Origin of the sequence: Methanobrevibacter millerae (genome assembly GCF_900103415.1) — an archaeon.
In the GTDB taxonomy this organism is placed as follows: Archaea; Methanobacteriota; Methanobacteria; order Methanobacteriales; family Methanobacteriaceae; genus Methanocatella; species Methanocatella millerae.
In genome coordinates this window covers 1-17,069 of record NZ_FMXB01000004.1, presented here as the reverse complement: position 1 = coordinate 17,069, position 17,069 = coordinate 1, and the positions used below count along the sequence as shown (strand labels likewise).

Sequence of the window (17,069 nt, the reverse complement as noted above, 5' to 3'; positions counted from 1 at the left end):
TAAGGGTGATGATATGGTAATATGTCCGAATTGTAATAAAGAAAATAATGATGAAGAGTATTGTGTAGTTTGTGGTACTAGATTAATAGAAGTTGAAAAAGAAAGACCAATTTTTCCAACATCTATTGAAATTCAAGCTATTACCAAAAATAAGGAAGTTATTAATTATTTCAATGATTTAAATGAAAAAATCAAAAGTCAAGAAAATTTACTAAAAAGTTTAAAAGAAGATCCGATATTGAAAGAATATAAAAAGATTTCACAAATAAAAAGTGAGAATAATGATTTAAAAACTCAAATTGAAAAGAATGAAAATGAAATAAATGACTTGAAAATTAATTTGAAAGTTTTAAAAGAAGAAAAAGAGAATGATTTAAAAGAAATCAATGAATTAAAAAATATTAAAGAAAAATTAGAAAGTGAAAATGCAATTCTTTCTAAAAAAATTACTAATTTAAAATCTAAGAATAATGAATTGAAAAATGAATTGAATAGATTAAAAATTAAAATTAGTGAGTCCTCTGAAGGAATTACGGGTACAATTGGAAGGTTTATTAAGGATGTAAGTAATAATTTTCAAAATACTTCAAATACTACACACACTATTTGTCCAAACTGTGGTAATAGTATTGAATCCAGTACCAATTTTTGTATACACTGTGGTCATAAATTAAAATAAGTGTTTATTAATTAATTGTAAAGTTGTAAATGTTATTTCTAGTTGAATTTTGTTATTTACTGCACTTCATTGTTTCAGATTAATTTCAAAAACTTCATTATCTTCTTTTAAAAGATTGGTAATCCTTTACTTCTTGAAAAAATAGTGGAATAATTAATATTGGATTTCTTATCAAATAACTAAATATAGAAAAATAAGTAAATTAATAGATTAAAGATTTATTGACAAATCCTTTAAAAAATAAAGGATAATTATCTAATACAATTGATTAGATAATCAGTAATGTCTTCATCAGACATATCCGGCCAGTTTTCTTTTATTCCTTTAATCAATGTATCCCAATATGCATCGCAGGGTTTGTTGTAACGACGAAAGATTTTATTGGTTATGGTTTTTACTTCAAAACCATCCATTTCGCCAAGGTCAATGATATCAGTATACCATTTACCATTTCCAGGAAAATGTCCGCCATTTTCCTGCTCCCGAACATGTTTAAATTGCTTTTTGGTTATAAGATAGGCTACTCCAAGAGCTTTGCCCTTTTTAGTAGTATCAATAAAAGAAACACCTCCATTTTCCCATGAACCGGATTCATTACCAAAGTACATGTCATATGGTATCTCAACAGTTTTGACAGCTATGGGCAGTGATGTATCATCGCAAGGATCGCGATATCTGCTGCCTTCATAGGATCCACCTTTTATATAGCACATGAATCTTTCCCTTAGCATGTTGCTTCCATAAGAAACATACCATACATATTCCTTCCATGAATCTATTTTTTTAAGGTTTGAAACATCTTCATTGTAAATGTAAACAAATGCAAAGGTCGTATTTCCTTTGCTGTCTGTTACTCTTTCACATTTTTTGATGTAGAGTGTGCCTTCCCCTTCGAGCATGTCAATCGCCGGCATATCTTTAATCGGAACTCTGTACAGCTCACCTGTAATCAGGTTATCTCCTGAAACGATTGCTGGATACCAGCCAACATCATACATCTGATAGCCTGTGATTACGGCAGTGCAGAGGAAAGCGCTGTTTTGGAGGTAGCGGGCATTGCCTTCTCCCTTCATAAGCGTTCCATAGACAAACACATTTCTATTTGAAAAGTATTCATTGATTGCCTTGATTTCCGTTTCATAGCTTTCGCCCCAAGATCCAAAGAATTTGCCTTGAGATTCCATATCCCTGAAGCTGGAGATGATTCTCCTTATCATCTCGCTGAATTTGGGACAGAAGTCCGGGAATAAATCTATAAATTCTCTTACTCCTCCTTTCATGAATATGTTCAAGGCTTCGATTTGGCCTTTAAATCCTCCATACCCATGTCCGGATAAATTTCTGCAGCATGACATTTTAAGACCTTTTGAAAGAGCGGATTTTTCCTTTGTATTGAATCTGGAGGAATCAGTCAGGTATGTCTTCATTAAAACTGCAGTGCAGACATATGTTGGCATATAATAGAAGTCAACTCTCGCATCTGACGGCATGTCAATGAAATTTAAAAGATTGAAACTTCCGTCGGGGTCCTGAAAATCAAGAACTGTTTGAAAGTTCTGATTCCATAACTCATCATTTATATTTACGTCTTCATCGAGAAAACCTTCCAAATCGGAAAGCATTCTGAAAAGTTCATCTATATCTGGTTCATTTTGCTTATTTAATCTTAATATTTTCATAGTAATGGCTCCTGTAAATTTTTTTGAAAAAAAGTATAGGTTAAATTCAACATTATTCTATACACTTTCAGTGGCTATATATTAGTTTTGTTTTTATATTATATATAAGTTGTGGTTATTTTTCATATGGAATTTTTCATGAATGTGAATCGATTGCTTCTTCAGTGTTAATGAAATCATCTAAAGAGCATTGACATTCATCGACCGGAACTTTCGGATAATATTCCCACCACAAATCAAAAGGATTAAGACCGCCTTCATAATTTATTAAAAGAGGAAATCTTTTATCTGAGTAAATTCTCTTTTTAACGTCTATGTTGAATTCCTTATTTTGGCTATATATTTTAATTGACTTTTTAAAGCAGTCATCAACCAAAACATCATCTCTTTCAAATGAAATGGGCTTTGTATCGAAAGCTATCATGATAATTTTCTCCAACTGATTGAAAGTTGTTTTTTCAGGAATCAGAAACTCCCTTTTGATGACTTCTTTTGTCTTTTCGCAATTGATAATTATGTCATAAGCTCTGTTTCTCAGGATTGTCATGCTTTTTAATTCCTCTTGGATTTTATCTAGGTTAAAGTCTCCTGAGTAATTGGTTATCGTTGCATAATTCCTATCGTAATCAACAACCCTGTTTAGGGTGACTTCATACCATACTTCTTTGTTGTTAAAATCATAATGTTCAAAATAAAATTTCTGGTATATGTATTTTTCAACTAAGAAATTTTTAGGGTCAATATAACCATCGAATTCAGTGTCATGCCAGAAACCAAGAGGTGTTTCATTATCAAGAGAGAATAATTTGCAAATGATTTTTTGAAACTCCGGAAATGTTGTCTTTTCCGGTAAAATCAATTCCCTTGAGATTTGAGGGTAAATTCCATACAATTGAATTTTAATTTCAAAACCTTTCATAATATATAATTTGTGTTTAATTGGTATATAAAATTTTTGTAGGTCATAAATTTAAAAGTTAAAATTTCATTATCTATAATAATCAATGAAAATTAATTAAAAATGATTAATTAATCAGGATAAACTCCGCTTCCACATCTTGGGTCATGAAATTCTATGTAATGTTGGTCATGTTATGAAATATAGTATATCCGAATTCCTGAGCTTGTTCTCTTGCAATGTCACCAAAATCAACATCATGAACATTAAAACTATTGGATGATGAACTTAATGTAGATGAATCTGTGGATGTGTTGTTTGAGTTTCAACAACTATATTCTTAATTATAAAATAGGATGAATACCTATATTATTGCCTTAAATGATTTAAACAGAATAATCTCCAACATCCAATAAATCTTAAAGAATAAATTCAAAAATGGAGAATTTGAAATTATTAATTGTTTTATTTGGCTTTAATTAATAAAGAATTCATTAATTATATCCCTTATTTTTTCATCATTAATTTTAATTTCTACTAATTTATTATTTTCAACAAATTTATAAACATTTCCTTCCAATAAACCATTTTCACGTGTAAATGTATTTTCTAATTCATTATTCTCTTGAATAATAATATTAATTTCATAATTTGGAATTCCTTCTATTAAGATGCTTTCATCTTTTTTAAAAGTTTTTAAAATGGCATCATCTGTAATCTCTTCGCTAATTTCTTTAAAACCATATGGAAGATGGAAATTAATATCTTCAATTGTAACTATATTAAATGTATCTTTCAATATATCCCTAAAAATAATTAATAATTCATTTAATGAGGCTCTTACGGTATTTAATTCATTTGTTGCCTTGCCTCTATGAGCAACATTGCATCGTATAGCATAATAATATTCAATTATCTGTCTGCAATCCTCAATATCAAAATAAACATCTTTTAATTTTTTAGGTGAAAAAACACATCTTTCATAAGCCCAAACTTCCCGGTTATGATTTTTATAATTATTTTTAATAAAATTTCGAAACATTCTTTCGCCAGCAAATCTTTGGTTATTTCTAGAAGAGGTTTTTTCCCCATACTTTAAAACACAAAATCGTTCAATTGATGCCCATAATAATAAATAATTCATTTGAAGTTTAAAAAAATCATTACTATACTTTTCTTTTTCAATTAAATCTAATGCGTCCATAAAAAATAAATCAGATGCCCCATCATAATTGGTAATCACTTTTTTAAAAGGACCATCCATTTTTGGATGTATTCCTATTAAAACATTTGTCGGATTATCTTTAATAAGAATAGTTTTCCACTTATAAAACTCTTTAGGTTCAGTACTAGAAATGATATTATAAGCTTCATTTTCTTTTCCATCTTTAAAATGAATTAAATAACCATCAGTTGAATTTTTACGGGAGTAACTTTCACTGATTAATGCCATTGCATCCATAAGTATCATTTCTGAATTAAGTGTTACTTTTTCAATGGATTTAACACATTTGCAGATTTTCGAAAAAGCAATTTGGCCAGGTTTAAATATGCCATAAGCGAAAAAGGGATTTGAATAATCATCAGGATGAAAATTATTCTTTTTTTGTTTATTAATCAAAAGGTTAACCGGGTTTCCATCTATTTCAATTGTTTTCCATTCACAGAATGGAGATTCGGAGTCATTAATAATACTATATGCTTCTTCAGAATATTGTTCATTAAAATGAATTAAATATCCTTTATCATAATATTTCTTATTTGATTTTATTTCTAATGGAATAATCTTCTTTATATGGTCATTTGAAAAAGTAATAGAGTTTATTTCTTGGATATTATTGATTTTATTCCATTTAAATTTTTTGGGCTTATAAATACCATAAAGCAAAAATGGTAGAGATGTATCTGGAAGTTCTAATATGTCCTCTTCAAATTCTTGATTTGTCATGATTCTCACCACATTTTTTAATTTATTGCAATGTACTGAAATAAAAAATCTTTTTATTCTAGGCAATTAATTATAAAATTATTAAATTCTGTGTTTTCAATAAAATCGGCACTTTGAATAATGCCTGCATCCAAATATCTTCTGTGAAATGCTTTTAAACTATCTTCATAAGATTTTATGGGTTCATCATCATTTTCAGCTTCTGCATATTTTGTACATGCGATTGGAGTTACATTTGAACATCTATATGCATTTCCTCTTGATCTCCAACGATTAGGAGTATAGTTTTCTGAAATTGAAACTACACGATAAATAATTTTTGAGTTTTTTAAGAAATTACTAATATCCAAATGTTCAATATTATTTTCTTTATTTTTATTGTAATACTCTTCATAAATTAAAGGCAGAGCTATTGTAACCGTTTCAAGTGGTTTTACAGCAAGGCCATTAAGCATTTTATCAGAATATTTTCCCACAATTTTTTTAAGCTGATTTATCTCACCAGTAAGTTCATGATTTAAAGCTTCATTTTTCTGTTTTAATGTATCTAAAATATCTATTAAACTGCATTTATTTGAATGTTTACAAAGGTAATCTCCTTTAAATTCAATTAAAAATATGAAAAACTTATCATCGTGCTTTTTATACCATATAGCATCAGTAGTTTTAGGTCTGGATTCATAATCTTGATGTTTAAAACATTGGCAGGATTTGCATATCTCATCCAGCGCATACATCTCAAATCGATTTCTGCCCCGGTCAGTTGGAAGAATGGTTTCATGATTATTATTTTCGGCTATTCTATAAGCAGCCATATGATAGTTGGAATAATAATTTAAAAAATTAATAAATAACTTTTCTTCATCAGTGTAGTCTTCAGGCATTTAACCACCATTAACTTCTAAATATTAATTTTGATTTAATCTTATCTAAATCATCATAAGGTCTTGATAGGTTTTCATAAACGGCACCCATGTCTTTCGGATCAATTTTTTTGAATGTGAATCCTCCAAGCTTATGTTTTTCAGTTAAATAAACATTTGTATCATTTAATAAGCCATAATACTCAGAATATAAACTCATGGCTTCAATAAACATTGGGCTATGGGTGTTAATGTAAATCTTAACATCAAGATTTTTTGCTAATATTACAAGTATTTCAGCTAACTTGATTTGCCATTCAGGATGCAAGTTAACTTCAGGTTCATCAATGATTAAAAATGAATTTGGTTTTAGCTTCCGATAGCCTAATAATAGTTGTATGATTCCAATTTGCTTAATTCCTGAAGCGGTATTACTCATGGAACAGGTTATTCCGTAATCATCAGAATATTTTAATTCATTATCTTCATAATGAAATTTACCTTTTAATAATGTATTTATGTCCTTTTCAAGTTTTCTTATATTGGGGTTTTTTATTGGATCAAATAAATCATAAGATTCATCAGATTTTTTATTAAATGCCTTTAACAATGATTGTACATGATTAGTATTATTTAAGCCATTAATTTGATTAATATCCAGTGATGAAAATGAATCGATATAGAAAACATCATTTATAAACAATTCTCCTTCTTTATTAAAATTATATCCATTGCTGAAGTTTGATGAAAATTTAAATTCATTGCCATTTAAAACCCCTTTAAATTCGACATAACCTTTCATCTTATTTGAAAATTCAGATTCCAATAAATTATTCATTATTAAATTAAATAAAGGAATTCCATCTTCTTCTATTATCTCTATTAACTTATCAATCTCTTCGATTTCATCAAAAATTCTAGTTTTTGTTCTGCGTCTTGGATAAACTTCATCAAATTCTTCATCATAAACAAATTCTTTAAATTTTCCATAAAGTTCTAACATTTCATATGTATTTAATGAAGTCTTATGAAAAAATTCTGCAAAATTAAAACCTTCTCTTAGAGGATATAATCTTCTACTCATTAAAAATAAACTTTCAATCTGATCAATTACTGATTCATAAGCTTCTTTTTGACGATTAGCTGAACTATATTTCAAAAAGCAATATAATAATTTACTTGTTGTAGATTTACCTGTTGCATTTTGTCCACCAACAACATTAATTTTACCAATATCCATTTTTGACTCTGAAATTGCTCCAAAAGACTTAATGTTAATATCAAGTGAATCATTAATAGGCCTAACTCTACGACTAGACCTTATTTTTTTTATAATTATTTTTTGAATTTCTTCTGAATCTTTTTTAGAGAGAAGCAAACCTTCTTCTGAAATTTGAAAAATGCTTCTTTTTTCTTTTTTTAATAGATCACTTCTAACTAAATCAGAAATAGCCCTATTTACTCTTGAATTGAATATAGAAACTTTACCAGTATTATTTTTTTGATTAATGTCTTCATCAGTTAGTTCAAATAAATCAATTAGATAGTTTGAAACTTCGTTTTTTGAATGGATTCTATTATCTTTGAAGAATTCTAGAACTGGAACAAGAAAATCTTTATATTTTGGCAGACTCATGATTTCACCTACTTATTAGTATATTTAATATTTAATTTAAAGTTACCCAATAAGTTCTACTATCAAAATATATTTTTACTAATATCAATATCTATGTCAAATTATGACAATGTATAGAATATATTTGATTATTTATATATAAATCAAATAATTATTTAAATTTAATATATTTAAGAAATAAAAAGAAGATTCGATTGAATTAAACAATTATTTCATCATTATCTCCAAGAGGGATGAATTCTCCAAGTATCTCATTCATCATTTCATGACCTGCTCTCTCAACAATCTCTTCTGCTTGTTCTACTGTACATCCCATCTCTTCTGCACCTCTTTCAAGTTCTTTATCATAACCTATCCATGTAAAAGTATATTTATATTCAGGAGGATGTCCCTCACGTTCATTAATAATAATTTCAATTAAATCAAATTCTTCATTGTCAGTTAATTCTTGTTCTGCTTTATAAATTTCCTTTTTTAACTTCTTCTGATATTTTATCAAAATTTTTAATTTTACTTTTTTCTATTAACCATTTATTATAATCTGATTCAAACATGATTATAAATTGTATTATTTACGTATATAAAAGTTTTTAAAAAAAAATGAAGGGCGTCTAATTCTTTGTTGATTTCTTTAGATTTTACCTAAAACATTTTTTTACTATTAAATCATATTTGCGGTATTGTAAAAATTTATGAATCGAATTATTCATTGTTGAATTAATCTTTTGGAATTAATTCGTCATTGATTATTATTTTTGTATGGGCATCAATTAAGGCCAATTTAACATAAATTTTCTTACTAATCTTTATAAATTCCTCTAGTAATAGTAGTAATTGATAGGTTCTATTTTTAATCTTTTGATTTTATTTAATTTTTTGTTCTTTTTGTTGATGTATTGTGGCGATAATTCTTTTTCATGTAAATATGTGCTTGGTCTTGAGATATTAAGGTCAAATTGCTTGTATATAATTTCAGTTTTTAATCCATATGATGCATATGAAATTTTTGTGTGCATTAATTTCTGTTCTTTGATTTCTCAAGTATGTGTGTAGTATTTATCAATATAATTATGTAATATTCTTTTCATATTTTTTCTTGTTTTTTGAAAGATATTCATTGTTTACTTATAAATTATATATTTTTTGTTCAATTTAATCTAACCAAACTATTCTAACATGTGTTCTAGAAAATTTCTAACGATATTCTCCATAATCAAAATAAATCTCAAATAGAAATAAATATGTCAGTTAAATTTTTTACAGTCATTTATCATAAATTTTTCAGAAATTTATCTTGTTTCAACTATAAATAATTTTTAAAAAAATTCATTAATGAAGATTTTTATCAATTAATTCAAAATGTCTAAAAAGAATTAAATACTTGCTTATTAAATAAGTAAGTAGGTGATTAAATGCATAAAGATAAAATCAAGTCCTATGATGAATTAAATGCTGATGAACATGTTGTCTTAGATGCATTTAGAGAAATGAAAATAAGATATGATAAAGCAAGAATTGAACTAATTAATTATAGAATTGATAATCTAATCAATAACTATACTGAACTTCAGAAGATAAGAGAAGATATTAGAATTAACTATTTTTTAATTTTAGAAAAAATTAATAAAGAAGAATTTGCTGAGATAAATATCGACTATCAAGAATGGAAGAAAGTGCTTGATAATGAAATATCTGAATGGAATGAAGAAGTTGAATTAATGTTATCACTTAAATATTATTTTGATGACTTGTTGAAGAGAATAAAGTATGGTCTGGTTGAGCAAGAAATTATTGAAGAAGAAAGAAATATTGGTCTTGATTGATTTTTAATGTTGGTTTAAATTCATTAGTTTAGGATTATAGGTAGTTTTTTATAGGATTATATTGGATTAATTGGATTTTAGATGTTAATTAAATATTATATTTGATTGTATTTTAGTTTTATTCATATTTTTTAATTCTTAAATCATGTTTTTTATTTTTAATATTTAATTCATAGATTTTTATAATGATACAATACTATTTAAACTAGAGAAAAAATGTTATGTAAAATCAAAAAAATCAACAATGAAATTTGTTGTCCCAATTTAAACATAAATAATAATCATTATAATATGTTAATTATAATAAATAATAATATAAAGATTAGGAGTTTTCATGATGCCAGTTGATGTCGAAAGTGAAAAAATGCTTGAAGATAAATTCATCAAACAACTTCAAGGAATGGGATATGAATTTATTAAAATAAAAAATGAAGAAGAATTGAATGCAAACTTTAAAATTCAATTAGAAAAATTAAATAAGAAAGAACTCAATGGAAAACCATTAACTGATGATGAATTTGAAAGAATACTCATTTATTTAGATTCAGGTTCAGTATTCGACAAAGCAGACAAACTAAGAGATGAATACACGATAAAAAGAGACAATGAAATGTCAGTGTCAATTAAATTTTTAAATCAAAAAGATTGGTGTAAAAATATCTTTCAAGTATCTAACCAAATTACTATGAGAGGAACACATGAAAACCGTTATGATGTTACTATATTAATTAATGGATTGCCATTGGTTCAAGTTGAACTCAAAAGAAGGTCAATAGCAATATCTGAAGCTTTTAATCAAGTTAAAAGATACATGAAAACATCATATAAGAATTTATTTGGTTATATTCAAATCTTCATTGTAAGTAATGGATTATATACAAAATATTTTGCTAATGGTAGGCCTAACGATGTTGATTTCGGATACACATTCTATTGGAAAGATAAAGACAATAATAACATTTACCCACTAAATGAATTTACAGAAGACTTTCTAGAGAAATGCAATATTGCTAAAATGATTTCTAAATTCATGGTATTAAATGAATCCACAAAAGAGCTCATGGTTTTAAGAGCATATCAAAAATATGCTGTAGATGCAGTATTAACTCAAGCATTAGAAAATAAAAAGAATGGATATGTATATCACACTACTGGTAGTGGTAAAACATTAACGTCTTTCAAAGTCAGCCAATTATTAGCTGAAGAACCCTCTATTTATAAAGTTATATTTGTTGTTGATAGACGAGACTTAAATGATCAAACTAATAAGGAATTCAATAAATTCTGCCCTAAATGTGTTGGAACATCGGAACATACTGGAGCATTAGTTAAAAATCTTTTAAGTGATAAAAATCCACTTATCACAACTACCATCCAAAAATTAGCTATTGCAGTAAATAGAAAACATACTAGTAAAAAATTAGAAAAAATTAGAGATAAAAATATCATTTTTATTTATGACGAGTGTCATAGAAGTCAATTTGGCAAAATGCAGCAAGATATAAGTAATTTCTTTAAAAATAGTTTATCTTATGGTTTTACAGGAACTCCAATATTTGAAGAAAATGCAATGGGCCATAAGACTACTAAAACAATATTCGGTGAGAGATTACACACTTATATGATTAAAGATGCAATAGCTGATTATAATGTGTTAGGATTCTCAATAGATTACTATAACACATTAAAAATTAAAGAGGGCGTCATTGATGAGAAAGTACACTCCATTAAAATTAATGAAGCTTATGCACATAAAGACAGATTAAATTTAATCGTTGATCATATCTTGGATAGCTATAATGTAAAAACAAAAGACAGTGAATTTAATGCTATTTTTGCAGTTTCTCAAAAAACTAAAGATAATCCAACAGGATTCATTCACGACTATTATAAATTATTTAAAGAAAAAATAAAAGAAAGGAACTTAAATTTTAAAATAGCTACAATCTTTACATATGCACCTAATGAGAATTTTGATGATAGGGAAAAGCATTCACAAGAATTATTAGATGAATATATGGTAGATTACAATGAAATGTTTGGAACTAACTTCGATACAGAAACTATGGGAGAATACCATCGGGACGTATGTAAAAGAATGAAAAATCGTGAAATAGATTTACTATTAGTTATAAACATGTTTTTAACTGGTTTTGACAGTAAGTTACTAAATACATTATATGTCGATAAAAACCTTGAATATCATGGATTGTTACAAGCATTTTCCAGAACAAATAGAATCTGTAATCCTCGTAAATCTCATGGGAATATTGTATGTTATAGGCCGCTTCAGGAAAAAGTTGATGAAGCAATAGCTTTATTCTCAAATAATGCACCATCAGAAGATATTCTTCTGCCAACTTACAAAGCCCTTGTAAAAAGATTTAATGAGGATTTAGATAGATTATATGAGCTAGTTCAAACAGCTCAGGATGCTTATAATCTTCAAAGTGAAAGTAAAAAGAAAGATTTTGTATTAGCATTTAAAAAACTTATTAAAACAAAAAATAAATTAGAAACATTTGTAGAATTTAGTTTTAACGATTTAAACATTGATGAACAGGAATATGAAGATTTCACAGGAGCTTATTTAAATATAAAAGAAACCGGCACTGATGGAGGATATGGTGCTGGAGGAATATCAATATTGGATGATATTGATTTTGAATTGGATCTGCTTAGAAATGACAAGATTAATGTAGATTATATTCTTGAATTACTTGAAAACATGAATATAAAAGATAATTATGATAAAGAAAGAGAAAGAATTGTTAAAATGATGGAAAACACCGTTAATTTAAGAAGTAAGATTAAATTAATGGAAAAATTCATGGACTATGAACTAAATCACATAAGAGGTAAAGGTCTGAATATTAAAGAGGAATTCGATACATTTATTCAAAATGAAAAAAGACAAGCCATATGTGATTTAATTGATGAGGAGGAATTAATAGAAGAGGTTACACGTGATTTATTAAGTGAATACGAATTTTCTGAAAAATTAGATGAACAATTAATTAGAGAAGCATTTAAAGATAAAACTTTGAAATATAAAGATAGGAAAGCAAAAATTAGAAAAGTTAAAGATGAAATTTTAGCAATATTTGATATGTTTAATTTTGAATAGGTGAAACAATGGTTACAAACTTGGAAACAAAATTATTTGCAGTTGCAGATGAATTAAGAGGAAATATGGATGCGAATGAATATAAAAACTATATTTTAGGATTTATATTTTATCGTTATTTATCAGAAAAACAAGAAAACTACCTAAATGAAGAATTGAAACTAGATGAAGTTACATTCCAAGAAGCATGTGAAGATGAAGAATGGAAAAAAGATCTTAAAGAAGATAGTGTAAATACATTAGGTTACTTTATCAATCCAGAATATTTATTTAGCTCAATTATAGAAAAATGTAAAACTAATCAAACCATCAGGAATGATTTAAAACAAGCTTTTAATGATATAACTAATTCTTCACAAGGACATGAAAGTGAAGATGATTTTGATAACCTATTTGATGATGTAGATTTAGATTCAACAAAATTAGGTAAAAAAGATGGAGATAAAAACCAAAAAATATCTGATGTATTGTTATTATTAAATGATATTGACTTTGAATTTGATAATGAAGAATCAGACATTCTAGGAGATGCATATGAATATTTAATTAGCCAATTTGCATCTGAAGCAGGAAAAAAAGCGGGAGAATTTTATACTCCACAAGAGGTATCAAAAATTCTAGCTAAAGTTGTAACACTTGGAAAAGATAGAATAAAGAATGTGTATGACCCTACTTGTGGTTCAGGTTCATTACTATTAAGAATTTCAAAAGAAGCAAAAGTAGCAAACTACTATGGACAAGAACTAAACACTACAACATTCAACTTAGCTAGAATGAATATGATATTGCATGGAGTCAAATATGATAAATTTGATATAAAGCAAGGAGATACATTAGAAGACCCACAACACAAAGAAATGAGATTTGACGCTGTAGTTGCGAATCCTCCATTCTCTGCAAAATGGAGTGCAAGCAAAGAAATGGAAATGGACAGTAGATTCAGCGCTTATGGTAAATTAGCACCTAAAAGTAAAGCAGATTATGCTTTCGTGCAACATATGATTTACCAATTAAATGAAAGCGGAACAATGGCAATTGTGTTGCCTCATGGAGTATTATTCAGAGGAGCAGCAGAAGGTAAAATCCGTGAATATTTGGTAGGAGAAAAAAATTACTTAGACGCAGTAATAGGATTGCCTGCAAATCTATTTTATGGAACTTCCATTCCAACATGTATTTTAATCTTTAAAAAATGCAGGGAAGATGATCAGGACATATTATTCATAGATGCAAGTAAAGACTTTGAAAAAGTTAAAAACCAAAATAAATTAAGAGCAGAAGACATTGAAAAAATTGTTAATACTTATGCTAATCGTGAAGAAATCGAAAAATACTCACATAAAGCAAGTTTAGAAGAAATTGAAGAAAACGATTTCAATTTAAACATTCCTAGATATGTCGATACTTTTGAAGAAGAAGAACCAGTTGATTTAGATGAAGTATGTGATGAATTAGAAAGAATATCCAAAGAAATGGATGAAGTAGATGCTGAAATCAAAAAATACTGTGAAGAATTAGGTATTAGAACACCAAAATTTTAAAGATGGATTATTATGGAAAATGAAAAATTAGTGCCTAAACTCCGATTTAGTGGATTTAATGAAGAATGGAAATCTTTTAAATTAAATGAGATTTCTGAAAGAATCACTAGAAAAAATAAATCATTAGAAACTGATAGACCATTGACTATTTCTGCCCAATATGGTTTAGTAGATCAAATCGAATATTTTAATAAAATTGTAGCAAGTGATAGTCTGATAAATTATTATTTGTTGAATAAAGGAGAATTTGCTTATAATAAAAGTTATTCTAATGGTTATCCATATGGGGCAGTGAAACGATTAGATAATTATGAAAATGGGGCAATCTCTACCTTATATATTTGTTTCAAAATTAATGAGAAAATGAACTCTGATTTGTTAAAAGAATATTTTGAAACAGATAAGTGGTATAAAGAGATTTATAAAATTGCTGTTGAAGGTGCTAGGAATCATGGTTTGTTAAATATTGCTGTAAATGATTTTTTTAACACCAAACACATTTTACCTACTAATACAAAAGAACAAGAAAAATTATCTAAATTTTTAATTACTGTTAATAAGAAAATTGATTTGTTAGAAAACCAATATCAGTCATATTTAGATTTCAAAAAGTATTTGATGCAACAAATTTTCACACAGAAATTAAGATTTGATTTTGATGATGAATGGCTAAGTGTTAAATTAAAAGATATTTCCAAAGTTACTGGTGGTAAAAGAATGCCAAAAGGTTCTTCATTGATTAATGAACCAAATAATCATCCTTACATAACTGTTTCTAATATGAATAATGATTTTGAAGATTTAAGTACATATCAATATGTTCCAGCTGAAATCTATCCTCAAATAAAAAATTATATTGTTGATTATAATGATTTAATAATATCTGTTGCAGGAACATTAGGTTTGGTAAAAAAAGTCCCTAAGTGTTTAGATAAAGCTAATTTAACTGAAAATGCGAACAGGATCTCAGAAATCAAAATTAACATTGATTATTTACAATATTATTTAAATACAACAATGATTCAGAATAGAATTATAGCTGTTCAAACTAATAATGCCCAACCAAAATTGGCATTAAAAGAAATTAGAAATTTTAAAATACAATATCCTTCAAAAGAAGAACAAGTAAAAATTGTTAATTTAATGTCTAGTGTAGATAATAAGATTTCTTCTATTGATAATAATTTAAAAAATATGCAAGAATTTAAAAAAGGTTTACTCCAACAAATGTTTGTTTAAAATCAGGTGTTTATGATGAATAAAAAGAGATTAATACCTAAATTACGATTTGCTGGATTTGATGATGAATGGAAATGTATAAGTTTATCAGACATTTCAAAAATTAAGGATGGTACTCATGCAAGTCATAAAATTGTAGATGATGGAGTTTATTTATTAAGTTCTAAGGATGTGTTTAATGGTAAAATACATATAAGTGATGATTCACAACAAATATCACATGAAGATTACAATAAACTTCATAAAAAATATAAAATTGAAAATGGAGATGTATTATTAACAATAATTGGGAGTACATGTAGAACTGCGGTTATAAAAGATTATAATAATGAATATACATTTAGGAGTAGTGTTGCAATTATTAAAACATCTGAAAATCCTTATTTTTTAGAAACATATTTCAATACTCCTATCTTTATTAAAGATTTTAAGAAAAGAATTAATGTAACTGCATACGAATCAATTTCCTTGAGAGATTTATCAAAAATTAATGTGAATTTACCTTCAATTAAAGAACAACAGAAAATAAGTAATTTTATTTTAAAAATTGATAATAAAATTGAAATACTCGAAAAAAAATGCAAGGCATATGTAGATTTCAAGAAATATCTGATCCAACAGATTTTCGCACAGAAATTAAGATTTAAAGATGAGAATAGCAATTTTAGTGAGAATTGGGAACAATTACAATTAAAAGACATAATTTCACTTAATGGGGGTTATGCATTCAAAAGTGAACTTTTTAAAGAAGAAGGAATGCCGATAGTTAGAATTTCCAATATATCTTCAAATAATTCTGTAATATTGGATGATTTAGTATATTATGACAAACTAGACAATGATTCTGATTTCATTATTAAAAAAGGTGAACTTATTATTGCAATGTCTGGAGCAACAACAGGTAAAGTCGCAGTTTATGATTTAGAACATGAATCATACATAAACCAACGAGTAGGATTGTTTAAAAAGACATCTCCAAAATTATATTATCCTTTTTTAGTTCAATATACTCTCAGTAATTCTTTCAAACGAGAATTACAGAAAACATTGGTTGCTGGAGCTCAACCGAATATTAGTAAAAAGGAAATAGAATCATTTAAAATAAATTTACCCCAATATGAAGAACAGAAAAAAATTGCAGATTTCTTATCTGATTTAGATTTAAAAATAAATACAATAAAAAAACAAAATTCCAAAATTTCAATGTTTAAGAAAAGTTTACTCCAACAAATGTTTGTTTAAAATCAGGTGTTTATGATGAATAAAAAGAGATTAATACCTAAATTACGATTTAGTGGATTTAATGATGAGTGGGATAATGTTAAGTTGGGTGATTTAATTAAGGAAGGTAAAGCAGGAGGAACTCCAAAGTCTTCTAATCCAGATTATTATGATGGAGACATTCCTTTTTTAAGTATTAAGGATATGACCTCACAAGGAAAATATATTAATTACACAGAAAAAACAATAACAAAATGGGGATTAGATAACTCCAGTGCATGGATTATTCCTAAAAATTCCTTACTATATTCAATTTACGCATCAGTAGGTTTTGTAGCCATCAATCGTAAAGATATTGCTACCAGCCAAGCAATATATGGGATGATACTAAAAGACAATGTTTCTTTAGAATACA

13 protein-coding genes are annotated in these 17,069 nt (G+C 27.0%); 7 read left to right on the top strand and 6 right to left on the bottom strand.

Annotated features, from left to right (window positions below; genetic code table 11):
• Window positions 1–13: 13 nt before the first annotated feature.
• Window positions 14–679, top strand: coding sequence for a zinc ribbon domain-containing protein (locus tag F3G70_RS02955; RefSeq protein ID WP_188118045.1), 666 nt, complete (start codon window positions 14–16; stop codon window positions 677–679).
• A gap of 251 nt (window positions 680–930) precedes the next feature.
• On the opposite strand, the gene F3G70_RS02950 is transcribed toward F3G70_RS02955, so the two are convergent.
• The 6 genes from F3G70_RS02950 to F3G70_RS02925 all read right to left on the bottom strand — a co-directional run bounded on the left by F3G70_RS02950 (window position 931) and on the right by F3G70_RS02925 (window position 8,202).
• Window positions 931–2,358, bottom strand: coding sequence for a gamma-glutamylcyclotransferase family protein (locus tag F3G70_RS02950; RefSeq protein WP_149731231.1), 1,428 nt, complete (start codon window positions 2,356–2,358; stop codon window positions 931–933).
• A 136-nt stretch (window positions 2,359–2,494) separates the two neighbouring features.
• Window positions 2,495–3,277, bottom strand: coding sequence for a plasmid pRiA4b ORF-3 family protein (locus F3G70_RS02945; RefSeq protein WP_149731230.1), 783 nt, complete (start codon window positions 3,275–3,277; stop codon window positions 2,495–2,497).
• 454 nt (window positions 3,278–3,731) lie between these two features.
• On the bottom strand, window positions 3,732–5,204 hold the full coding sequence (locus F3G70_RS02940; protein WP_149731229.1) for a hypothetical protein: 1,473 nt from the start codon (window positions 5,202–5,204) through the stop codon (window positions 3,732–3,734).
• 53 nt (window positions 5,205–5,257) lie between these two features.
• The gene (locus F3G70_RS02935; RefSeq protein ID WP_149731228.1) at window positions 5,258–6,088 is read right to left on the bottom strand and encodes a hypothetical protein; all 831 of its coding nucleotides are present in this window, start codon (window positions 6,086–6,088) and stop codon (window positions 5,258–5,260) included.
• A 10-nt stretch (window positions 6,089–6,098) separates the two neighbouring features.
• Window positions 6,099–7,703 (bottom strand): winged helix-turn-helix domain-containing protein, encoded by a 1,605-nt coding sequence (locus F3G70_RS02930; protein ID WP_149731227.1) that lies wholly within the window; start codon window positions 7,701–7,703, stop codon window positions 6,099–6,101.
• A 199-nt stretch (window positions 7,704–7,902) separates the two neighbouring features.
• Complete coding sequence (locus F3G70_RS02925) at window positions 7,903–8,202, bottom strand: hypothetical protein (protein WP_149731226.1); 300 nt, start codon at window positions 8,200–8,202, stop codon at window positions 7,903–7,905.
• A gap of 913 nt (window positions 8,203–9,115) precedes the next feature.
• Here F3G70_RS02925 and F3G70_RS02920 point away from each other — a divergent pair.
• The 6 genes from F3G70_RS02920 to F3G70_RS02895 all read left to right on the top strand — a co-directional run.
• Entirely contained in the window at window positions 9,116–9,526 is a 411-nt protein-coding gene (locus F3G70_RS02920; RefSeq protein ID WP_149731225.1) for a hypothetical protein, read from the top strand.
• A 337-nt stretch (window positions 9,527–9,863) separates the two neighbouring features.
• Window positions 9,864–12,653 carry a type I restriction endonuclease subunit R gene (locus F3G70_RS02915; RefSeq protein ID WP_149731224.1) on the top strand — a complete coding sequence of 930 codons (2,790 nt, stop codon included), beginning with the start codon at window positions 9,864–9,866 and terminating at the stop codon, window positions 12,651–12,653.
• 8 nt (window positions 12,654–12,661) lie between these two features.
• On the top strand, window positions 12,662–14,194 hold the full coding sequence (locus F3G70_RS02910; protein ID WP_149731223.1) for a type I restriction-modification system subunit M: 1,533 nt from the start codon (window positions 12,662–12,664) through the stop codon (window positions 14,192–14,194).
• Between the two features lie 12 nt (window positions 14,195–14,206).
• Window positions 14,207–15,433, top strand: coding sequence for a restriction endonuclease subunit S (locus tag F3G70_RS02905; protein WP_149731222.1), 1,227 nt, complete (start codon window positions 14,207–14,209; stop codon window positions 15,431–15,433).
• 15 nt (window positions 15,434–15,448) lie between these two features.
• Complete coding sequence (locus F3G70_RS02900) at window positions 15,449–16,675, top strand: restriction endonuclease subunit S (protein ID WP_188118044.1); 1,227 nt, start codon at window positions 15,449–15,451, stop codon at window positions 16,673–16,675.
• Window positions 16,676–16,690: 15 nt separating this feature from the next.
• A partial coding sequence (locus tag F3G70_RS02895) for a restriction endonuclease subunit S (RefSeq protein ID WP_188118043.1) occupies window positions 16,691–17,069 on the top strand: 379 nt, incomplete at its 3' end.

Excerpts from the sequence above, each read along its gene's own strand:
- F3G70_RS02955 (WP_188118045.1), top strand. The coding sequence starts at position 14 with ATGGTAATATGTCCGAATTGTAATAAAGAAAATAATGATGAAGAGTAT.
- F3G70_RS02950 (WP_149731231.1), bottom strand. The coding sequence starts at position 2,358 with ATGAAAATATTAAGATTAAATAAGCAAAATGAACCAGATATAGATGAA.
- F3G70_RS02945 (WP_149731230.1), bottom strand. The coding sequence starts at position 3,277 with ATGAAAGGTTTTGAAATTAAAATTCAATTGTATGGAATTTACCCTCAA.
- F3G70_RS02940 (WP_149731229.1), bottom strand. The coding sequence starts at position 5,204 with ATGACAAATCAAGAATTTGAAGAGGACATATTAGAACTTCCAGATACA.
- F3G70_RS02935 (WP_149731228.1), bottom strand. The coding sequence starts at position 6,088 with ATGCCTGAAGACTACACTGATGAAGAAAAGTTATTTATTAATTTTTTA.
- F3G70_RS02930 (WP_149731227.1), bottom strand. The coding sequence starts at position 7,703 with ATGAGTCTGCCAAAATATAAAGATTTTCTTGTTCCAGTTCTAGAATTC.
- F3G70_RS02920 (WP_149731225.1), top strand. The coding sequence starts at position 9,116 with ATGCATAAAGATAAAATCAAGTCCTATGATGAATTAAATGCTGATGAA.
- F3G70_RS02915 (WP_149731224.1), top strand. The coding sequence starts at position 9,864 with ATGCCAGTTGATGTCGAAAGTGAAAAAATGCTTGAAGATAAATTCATC.
- F3G70_RS02910 (WP_149731223.1), top strand. The coding sequence starts at position 12,662 with ATGGTTACAAACTTGGAAACAAAATTATTTGCAGTTGCAGATGAATTA.
- F3G70_RS02905 (WP_149731222.1), top strand. The coding sequence starts at position 14,207 with ATGGAAAATGAAAAATTAGTGCCTAAACTCCGATTTAGTGGATTTAAT.
- F3G70_RS02900 (WP_188118044.1), top strand. The coding sequence starts at position 15,449 with ATGAATAAAAAGAGATTAATACCTAAATTACGATTTGCTGGATTTGAT.